Source organism: Acidobacteriota bacterium (assembly GCA_022562055.1).
Taxonomy (GTDB): Bacteria; Actinomycetota; Acidimicrobiia; order Spongiisociales; family UBA5794; genus BMS3BBIN02.
Genome location: JADFQA010000037.1, coordinates 23,363 through 31,309 on the forward strand (window position 1 = coordinate 23,363; position 7,947 = coordinate 31,309).

Sequence of the window (7,947 nt, forward strand, 5' to 3'; positions counted from 1 at the left end):
GGCAGCCTCGTTTCCTTCTTTAGTGGTGCGGAATCACCGCGAGTGGTGATGGATGGTCTGGAGATGGCTCACATATATTGCTCAGCGCTCTCGTGGACAGACGCGCACGGGAGAGAGGACAGTTGGTCGATCTGGCGTAAAGAAATCGGTTCCATCGCTCGCTCCGATTACGCTCGGTGGACACAATGAAGGGCAGAGAGCGGGAAAGGGAGCCGCCACAATGGCAGAAAGCAAGGAACCACCGAGAGGACTGTTGACGGTGGTCCGAACTTTATGGAGCGAGCTTGGGCCAGCAGGCAAGACTGTTCTGGTCGCCCTTGCTATGTCCGCTGTGGTGGCATTGGTTCTCGGAGTCGCGATTCCGCGCCAGGTGGAACAGCACCTGATTGACGCTGAGGTACGCAAGCTGACACGGATCGTCGATGACATGGTTGACGCAGGGATTATCCCGGTGGAGACGCCAGGAGCGGAAGCCTTTGCGACCCTGGACGAAGCGGCGCGACTGCACCTGCTCGGTTCGGATACCGTACGCGTGAAGCTCTGGTTGCCAGACGGCACAATCATGTATTCCGACGAGTCCGCCTTGATCGGTCGGAAGTTCGGTTTCTCGGAGGACCGCATCGTTGCGTTTAACGGTCTCTCCAGTGTTAACGTTCCGGACCTTTCGCGACCCGAGAACGAGTACGAACGCAGCCTTCCCCCGCTGCGGGAGTTCTATATCCCGGTCATGAGGGACTCCGGCTCGGTCGCGGCGGTGTTCGAGGTGTATCACCTCGACGAACCGATCGAAACGACCGTCGGAAACATCCAGCGCCTGGTGTGGGTGAGTATTGCGGTCGGAATTGGACTGCTCACGATCTTCATCGCAACCCTCATCCTTGTTAACGGGCGGGCTGTCACACGGCGCCGCCAACTCGCCGAGAAGCTATTCGGCGACCTCGTCCGCTCTCAGGCTGAAGAGCGCACGAGGGTCATCGGGTCGCTTCACGACGATATCGGCCAGACCCTCTATCGTATCCATTACGGAATTGAAGACTTGCGGTCTCGAGTCGACGCTGACGATCCGGTGGCAGAGGAGTTGGCGCACATTGGTGCGCTGGTCAACGAGGTGGATAGCTCACTGCGGGCAGAACTGCGTTCCTTGCAATACGGCACGGGGGAAGAGCTAGCGCTGGGTCCCGCCCTGGATGAGCTCGCTGAGGTCACGGAGATGGAAACTGAACTTTCGGTGAGTGTGGAGGTTGCTAAGGACTGTGAGCTTTCGCCACCGACCCGTATTGCGCTGTACCGTGCGGCCCGCGAGGCAATGACGAATATTCGAAAACATTCATTTGCGACGAACGTCGAGATCCGTGTTCAAAGACATGGCGATCAGGTAAGGCTGCATGTTCTTGACGACGGTGTCGGCACAGTTGAAGACGAAGGTCTTGGTCTGACCACGACCCGTGAACGGCTTGAAGCCATCGGCGGCGGTCTCCGGGTTAAGACCGATCGAGCGGGTGGGACGAAATTTGTTGCATGGGTGCCAGCGGGTGAGCATGAGGGAGAGAGATGAAAGTCATCGTTGTTGATGACCATCGTATCGTTCGCGAGGGGATCTGTATGCTGCTTGGTCGCGAAGCCGACGTCGAATTGGTTGGTGAAGCCTCAAGCGGACAGGAACTGCTCACGCTTCTTGAGACAACCGACTGTGACGTCGTGCTGCTCGACGTGCGGATGCCCGACAAGAGCGGCCTCGAAGTGCTTGAGGAATTGCAGGAACGTAAGTTTCGCCCCCGCGTCATCGTTCTTTCGATGCACGACGATCCATCCTACGTAAGGCGGGCGATTGAGCTGGGAGCGTCTGGCTACCTACTGAAGTCGGTTGGAAAAGAAGAGCTTCTGCGAGCCCTCGGGGTTGTTGCCGCTGGAGGGTCGTATATCCAGGGTGAGATCACTGCGCCGCTTATCGCCCGAATGGTCGACCCGAGCAGCTCCGGCCCGATTGGAGCGTTGAGCCTCGCCGACATCGACATGCTCCAGATGCTGGCCGAGGGCCTCGACAATCGTGCGATAGCGCAACGGCTCGGTGTATCTGAGGCAGTCGTGAAGGCACATCTGCGCTCCATCTATTCGCACCTTGAAGTGAAGCGGCGGTCAGAGGCTGTGGCTGTCGCGCTTCGCCTCGGCGTGATCACATGAAAGGCGCTCAGTAGCAGTCGAACCTTGCACGCAGCATGTCGCAGAAACCATCGCCGGGTCCCTCCGGCCCTCATGTATGGACATCCACTAGCCCTCGCGCCACGCCCCGCATTGACACAGTCCAGACCGGGCCTTCGTTATGCCTCCCACCCGGGTGGCACCGACTCCTCGTCAACACCCGGTCGCAAATCCGCGATACGCACGAGTTGTGACCATTCCCGCCGTGCGTTCACGCTAGCGGCCCTTTCCTTGGATCACATGGCTACTGTTCACCGTTTCCTGGCGATACGCAAGAAGGGCCATTCGTCCTCGTGACCTTTTAGCCGTCACAGCATACGGTGACCGAGAGATGGTATATGCCCGCCGCGCAGTCGCGACGGCCTGAAACTGAGGAGGTCACCGTGAGACGCAGATGGTTACTCACCATCGCGGTCTTCGTGTTGGTAGCTGGAGCCTGTTCGAGCAGCGATCCGGGGGATACGACAACGATTGCCACTACAACAACGCAGACACCGACAACGATTGCCACTACAACAACGGAAACACCGTCGACGATTGCCACTACAACAACGGAAACACCGTCGACGACAACTACCGATGCACCTCCGCCGTCCGAAGTCGCGATGCGTTCGTTGGATGCTGTTGAGGCGGTGATCACGGTTGATGGTGATGTGTCGGATTGGGGTGAGGTTGTTGGCTTGGCTTTGACGTTGGAGCCGATTGTGGCTGATGCCGATGAGGCGATTGACAACAGGGAGGTCACCATCAAGATGGCGCATGACGATGAGAATATCTATGCGTTGTTCACGATCGACGATGACTACGACTGGGACGCTGATGATGTCCATCTTTCGGGGGCCGTTGCGCTGATGTTCCCTGTTGACACCGGTGGTCCGCATATGGGCGCCGATGACGAAGAGGGTGAGAACACGACCGGTATGGTCGATATCTGGCATTGGGAGACTGAGTGTGCGATTGGTGTTGAGTCCGGTGGTGTGGTGAATCCTTCCGGTGACGGTAAGGATCCGGGCAACGACGCCACGTGTAACTTTGATGATGAGTGGGCAACCGACGCTGAGACCCGAGAAGACGACAACGGTGCCGGTGCCGAGAACAGTCTGTCGGGTGTGTGGACACATTCGAATCCGGTTGACGACGGTCCAGGTGTTTGGTATTTCGAGATGTCTCGTCCGCTCGACACGGGTGATGTTCAGGATGCGGTGTTCACTGTTGGTGAATCGACTCTGCTCGCCCTCGCTTACTGGGACGCCGATTTTGGTCCTGACGGCTGGGATGACTCTACCCATGTCCAATCATCCAACCAGGGATGGATCCAAGTCAACCTCAAATAGAACCATGTCCATTTGCTCGACTGTCCGCGGGGCTTTCACCCCCACGGACAGGCGAGAGTGATTGAGTTCCCTGTCCCAAGATAGAGACCCAGCGCATGAGCAACAGATCCGAAACAGCCGACGATGCCTCGGCGTCTTCGAGCGGGGCTGCAATCTCGGAAGAGTTGGTTGACCGCAGAAGCGCTCTCAAGTACCTCGGCCTCGGACTTGCCGGAGCAGTTCCGTTGGCCGTGTCAGGCTGGCTCATGGACGGCCTCATCCGCGAAGTTGTCGCGGGGCCTGAACCCGGTTCACCTCCCACCGTGCGTGTCACGGAAAAGACCGAATCTGGGCGTGTGCGTCAGTGGACGATGATCATCGACCTAAAGAAGTGTGACGGTTGCCAAAGCCAAGGCACCCCTCCGCAGTGTACGACAGCGTGCATTGAAGGGCACTTCGCGCCGGATCCCATGGAATGGATCGAGGTCTACGAGGCCGAACTTTCAGGCGGCGGTACCCAGTTTATTCCAACGCCGTGCCAGCAATGCGAAAACCCGCCGTGCGTCAAGGTGTGTCCGGTCGGCGCCACTTTCTCTACACCGGAGGGCACTGTTCTTATCGACCAGGATCGTTGCATTGGCTGCCGCATCTGTATGGCCGCTTGTCCCTACGACCGGCGTTTTTTCAACTGGGGTACACCACCAGTTCCACCTGAAGCAGCCTTGGCGGACTACAACCCCGATCAGCAAACTCCCGCATCTCGCGGCACCGTCATGAAGTGCGATTTCTGTCCGGAGATGGTGAGAGGTGGAACACTCCCATTTTGTGTCCAAGCGTGTCCGAACGATGCAATCTGGTACGGCGACTTTGAAGAAGACATTGCTACAAACGGCCGCCAGATTGTCAAGGCGTCCCGCTTGATCTCCGAGAGGAACGGCTATCGCTTGCAAGAACACCTCGGTACACAACCTCGCGTGTACTACCTGCCGGGTCACGGGGAGGATGTCGGACGCGATCCTGCCGAAGAGGGAAGAATGCCGACGAAGTGGCCATGGATTGAGCGTGCTGAAGGAGCGGTCACATGGACACGATGAGCAACTGGCACGAACGCCTTGTCAGGAAGACCTTAAGGCCTACGCTGGTTACCACCTACCGATATTGGCTATGGGTGATTGTCCTCGGCGCTGTTATCGGCAACGGTGTGTTCCAGTACTCGAAGCAGTGGCGCCATGGTCTGTACGTCACGGACATGAGAGATCGGATTTCGTGGGGCCTGTATATAACGGCGTTTGTGTTCTTCATCGGAATCAGCCATGCGGGCACTCTGATTTCGGCGATATTGCGAGTGTCGAAAGCGACGTGGAGGGCGCCGATCACACGGATGGCAGAACTTATCACCGCCGTCGCGCTCGTGGTCGGCGCTGGGTTCGTACTTATCGACATGGGCCGCCCGGAAAGAATCTTCAATGTGTTTCGCTATGGACGCTGGCAGTCGCCGATCATGTGGGATGTCATGGCGATAACGACTTATCTAACAGCGAGCGTGATATATCTCTACTCTCCAATGATTCCTGATCTAGCACTGTACAGGGACCGCCTATCGGGCAGGGTCGGTGCGGTGCGTCGGTTCTTTTACGAAACCGTCGCCTTGAACTGGCGTGGACTACCGTCGCAGGTCAGACTGCTCGGTAAGGCGATCACAATCATGATGTTACTTATCATGCCCATTGCGGTATCGGTGCATACGGTGGTGTCGTGGATATTCTCGATGACGCTTCGTGTCGGCTGGAACACCAGTATCTTCGGAGTGTTGTTCGTTGCTGGAGCGATCTTCAGCGGTGTGGCGACGCTTATCCTCGTCATGGCAGTCCTGAGGCGTATCTATCACTGGGAAGAGTACCTCACTCCGAAGCACTTTCTCTATCTCGGATATATGCTTGCCGCGTTCGCTGCGTTCATGATCTATGTGAATATCAACGAGTACCTGACCGAGGGATTCAAGCTTGAAGAGACCGGCGAGTTTGCCTTTCGTCAACTGTTCGTTGAGGACTTCGCCCTGATGTTCTGGTTCTACATAATCGGCGGCCTGTTCGTGCCCATTGTGCTGATGCTGGTGCGCCAAACCCGCACAATTGCAGGGGTAGTTGTCGCTGCAATCTTCGTGGATATTGCGATGTTCCTTGAACGTTACTTCATTGTTGTAACGGGGCTTCGCGTCCCCCTCATGCCCTACGAACCCGCGAGTTACGGTCCCACGTTCGTTGAGTGGTCAATATTCGCGGCGGGCGTGGCGCTGTTTCTTCTTCTCTTTTCCATTGCGTTGAAGGTTCTCCCGATGTTCGCGATCTGGGAAATGACCGAAGAACGCAGACTCGCCGAAGAACGCAGACTCGCCGGCCCCCAAGAGTTTGCTCCAATGCCCGAGGTCGCTAACACAGGCGCCGCCGGATGGACGTCCGGGAGTCCTCCGGACGCGCAATCCTCGATCAATGGGGGTTCAAAATGAGTTGGCACCCATGGCAACGCACCACGAAGATGGCGTTCTCGGTCATTATTGTCGCGACCGTCCTTGGCATGTCCGGCCCTGCGGTCGCAGCAAGTATCGGCATCAGCGTCGGTGCTCCCGAGAGTGTTGTAGTTGGGCAAGATGTTGAGGTCAAGGCCGTTCTGTCGGACGACGGCACTCCAGTCGAAGGCGCCGAGATCGCACTCACTTACAAGACGACGTTTGCGGGCAAGTCTGCACGCGTTGAACTTGCCAGAGCAACTACAGACAAGACTGGTACCGCGGTGATGGTCTACCAGCAGCGGTCGGATTCCAACACTGAGATGCAGATCGTATATCTCGGTCCTGAGACCGCACCGGTGGAACCCTTCATGTTCACGATTACCGTTGAGGCAGAGGGAGTACAGCTTTATTCGTCAGAGTCCGGTGTCGAGATCCCGTTCATCAACGGAACGCTTGTAATCGTTGTCATTACCGGAGTGTGGTCGCTGATCGCCCTGTCGGCTGTGTACCTCGTCCGGGTCGGGAAAGCAGGTCAGCTTGTGGACGAACCGGCGCAGGAGAGCGGGTCGATGTGGATTAGCGTCCTGCTCGCGTCCGCTGCCATCTTTACCGCCATTGGCATGGTGATTGTGTTTATCAGGGCTCCAGTATCGAACACGGACCTGACGGATCCGGAGACTTTTGATCGCACCGAGATTGGGTACCTTGGAGAGATCATTCCATATGTTGGATTCGGACTCGGCGACAAGTCGGCCGCTCAAACGGGTGATCCCGTTGAAGACGGGAGAGTGTTGTCCTTTCAGTACGGGTGTGCCGCTTGTCACGCGCCTTCGGGTTTGGGCGCAGTGGTGGGACCTGCCCTCGTTGGCGAGATCGGATCGTTTTCGCGCTTCGTCGAGGATATTCGCGAGGGTCCTAAAGGTATGCCCGTCTACCGCGAATCGGTTCTATCCGAGGAGGACCTCCACAAGATCTACGACTTCTTAAGCCAAGGCCGGTAATACCAGCGTGTTACGGCACGGGCTGCGGTGGCCGGTTGGGATTGGGGTTTCGTGGTAGGTGCTGCGGGTTTTATACGGGGAGTAGTAGGCGTACGGTTGTGCCGGCACCGGGTTCGGAGATGACGAATGTTTCTCCTCCTGCGCGTTCGCAGCGTGTTTTGAGGTTGGCGAGGCCGTTTCCGGTTGTGGGGGATAACGGGTCGAAGCCCTGGCCGTTGTCGACGATTGTGAGCGTAAGCTCTTTGGGTGAGAGATCCACTGACACGTCTATCAGGTTGGCGAGTGCATGGCGCACGTCGTTGGTGACCGATTCGCGAATGAGGTGAAGCGCGTCATCAATGAGCCCGGATGGGACATCGGCGATCGATGGTCCCATGGTGACTGATGTTGTCACCCGGCTCGAGCTTGTTACTTCATCGACGAGACGGTTCACTTCAGCCCGGAAGTCGCGGCTTGATGACGTTGGTGGGTCGAGATCGAATATCATTCTGCGCAGCTCGTTTATGGTGTCATCGAGACGCTCGACGGACTCAGCTATTGAGTTCCGGATTTCGGGGCTGTTGATTCTTTGCGACGGTGCGTGGAGAGTTAAACCGACAGCGAATATTTCTTGGATTATTGAGTCGTGGACATCGCAGGCGATCCGCTCGCATCGGAGGATGGTTCGTTGGCCAACCTGAATAGCTCCGTAAGATCAGTATGCGACACTGCGGCCGCAGCCCCCCTGACGAGGTTGAAAAACTTTTCCTGACGGAGGACCTCCTGTGCCATGGGTACAGCATACCCGGCGTGTTCGTCAGCTGATTTGTTGGGGGTTTGTCCTAGGGGCATTTGGCCCTGTGGGATTTGGCAGCGCAGGGAGTAGCCTGAACCCATGACAGACAAACCGCCAGTACGGGTGCTACTTGTAGATGACCATGAGGTT

At 57.2% G+C, this 7,947-nt stretch carries 8 protein-coding genes and 1 pseudogene; 6 read left to right on the plus strand and 3 right to left on the minus strand.

Going from position 1 to position 7,947, the window contains the following annotated elements; all coding sequences use genetic code 11:
• Positions 1-220: 220 nt before the first annotated feature.
• The 6 genes from IIC71_12390 to IIC71_12415 all read left to right on the plus strand — a co-directional run bounded on the left by IIC71_12390 (position 221) and on the right by IIC71_12415 (position 7,022).
• Entirely contained in the window at positions 221-1,555 is a 1,335-nt protein-coding gene (locus tag IIC71_12390) for a hypothetical protein (GenBank protein ID MCH7669981.1), read from the plus strand.
• Positions 1,552-2,181, plus strand: coding sequence for a response regulator transcription factor (locus tag IIC71_12395; GenBank protein MCH7669982.1), 630 nt, complete (start codon positions 1,552-1,554; stop codon positions 2,179-2,181). The genes IIC71_12390 and IIC71_12395 overlap by 4 nt, the downstream gene beginning before the upstream one ends.
• A gap of 401 nt (positions 2,182-2,582) precedes the next feature.
• The gene (locus IIC71_12400; GenBank protein ID MCH7669983.1) at positions 2,583-3,533 is read left to right on the plus strand and encodes a hypothetical protein; all 951 of its coding nucleotides are present in this window, start codon (positions 2,583-2,585) and stop codon (positions 3,531-3,533) included.
• Between the two features lie 95 nt (positions 3,534-3,628).
• Positions 3,629-4,606 (plus strand): 4Fe-4S dicluster domain-containing protein, encoded by a 978-nt coding sequence (locus tag IIC71_12405; GenBank protein ID MCH7669984.1) that lies wholly within the window; start codon positions 3,629-3,631, stop codon positions 4,604-4,606.
• Positions 4,594-6,018, plus strand: coding sequence for a polysulfide reductase NrfD (gene nrfD, locus IIC71_12410; protein ID MCH7669985.1), 1,425 nt, complete (start codon positions 4,594-4,596; stop codon positions 6,016-6,018). The genes IIC71_12405 and nrfD overlap by 13 nt, the downstream gene beginning before the upstream one ends.
• The gene (locus IIC71_12415) at positions 6,015-7,022 is read left to right on the plus strand and encodes a cytochrome c (GenBank protein MCH7669986.1); all 1,008 of its coding nucleotides are present in this window, start codon (positions 6,015-6,017) and stop codon (positions 7,020-7,022) included. The genes nrfD and IIC71_12415 overlap by 4 nt, the downstream gene beginning before the upstream one ends.
• Positions 7,023-7,092: 70 nt before the next feature.
• Here the strand turns inward: IIC71_12415 and IIC71_12420 are convergent, their stop codons facing one another.
• The 3 genes and pseudogenes from IIC71_12420 to IIC71_12430 form a co-directional block, all read right to left on the minus strand.
• The gene (locus tag IIC71_12420; GenBank protein MCH7669987.1) at positions 7,093-7,509 is read right to left on the minus strand and encodes a hypothetical protein; all 417 of its coding nucleotides are present in this window, start codon (positions 7,507-7,509) and stop codon (positions 7,093-7,095) included.
• Positions 7,483-7,704 (minus strand): annotated as a pseudogene (locus tag IIC71_12425) (histidine kinase). The gene IIC71_12420 and the pseudogene IIC71_12425 overlap by 27 nt, the downstream one beginning before the upstream one ends.
• Positions 7,638-7,793 (minus strand): hypothetical protein, encoded by a 156-nt coding sequence (locus tag IIC71_12430; protein ID MCH7669988.1) that lies wholly within the window; start codon positions 7,791-7,793, stop codon positions 7,638-7,640. Before IIC71_12430 ends, IIC71_12425 begins: the two are co-directional and overlap by 67 nt.
• Positions 7,794-7,947: the final 154 nt, after the last annotated feature.

Bases quoted from the DNA above. Each gene is read 5' to 3' on its own strand.
- IIC71_12395 (MCH7669982.1), top strand. From the start codon at position 1,552: ATGAAAGTCATCGTTGTTGATGACCATCGTATCGTTCGCGAGGGGATC.
- IIC71_12415 (MCH7669986.1), top strand. From the start codon at position 6,015: ATGAGTTGGCACCCATGGCAACGCACCACGAAGATGGCGTTCTCGGTC.
- IIC71_12405 (MCH7669984.1), top strand. From the start codon at position 3,629: ATGAGCAACAGATCCGAAACAGCCGACGATGCCTCGGCGTCTTCGAGC.
- IIC71_12390 (MCH7669981.1), top strand. From the start codon at position 221: ATGGCAGAAAGCAAGGAACCACCGAGAGGACTGTTGACGGTGGTCCGA.
- IIC71_12430 (MCH7669988.1), bottom strand. From the start codon at position 7,793: ATGGCACAGGAGGTCCTCCGTCAGGAAAAGTTTTTCAACCTCGTCAGG.
- nrfD (MCH7669985.1), top strand. From the start codon at position 4,594: ATGGACACGATGAGCAACTGGCACGAACGCCTTGTCAGGAAGACCTTA.
- IIC71_12420 (MCH7669987.1), bottom strand. From the start codon at position 7,509: ATGATATTCGATCTCGACCCACCAACGTCATCAAGCCGCGACTTCCGG.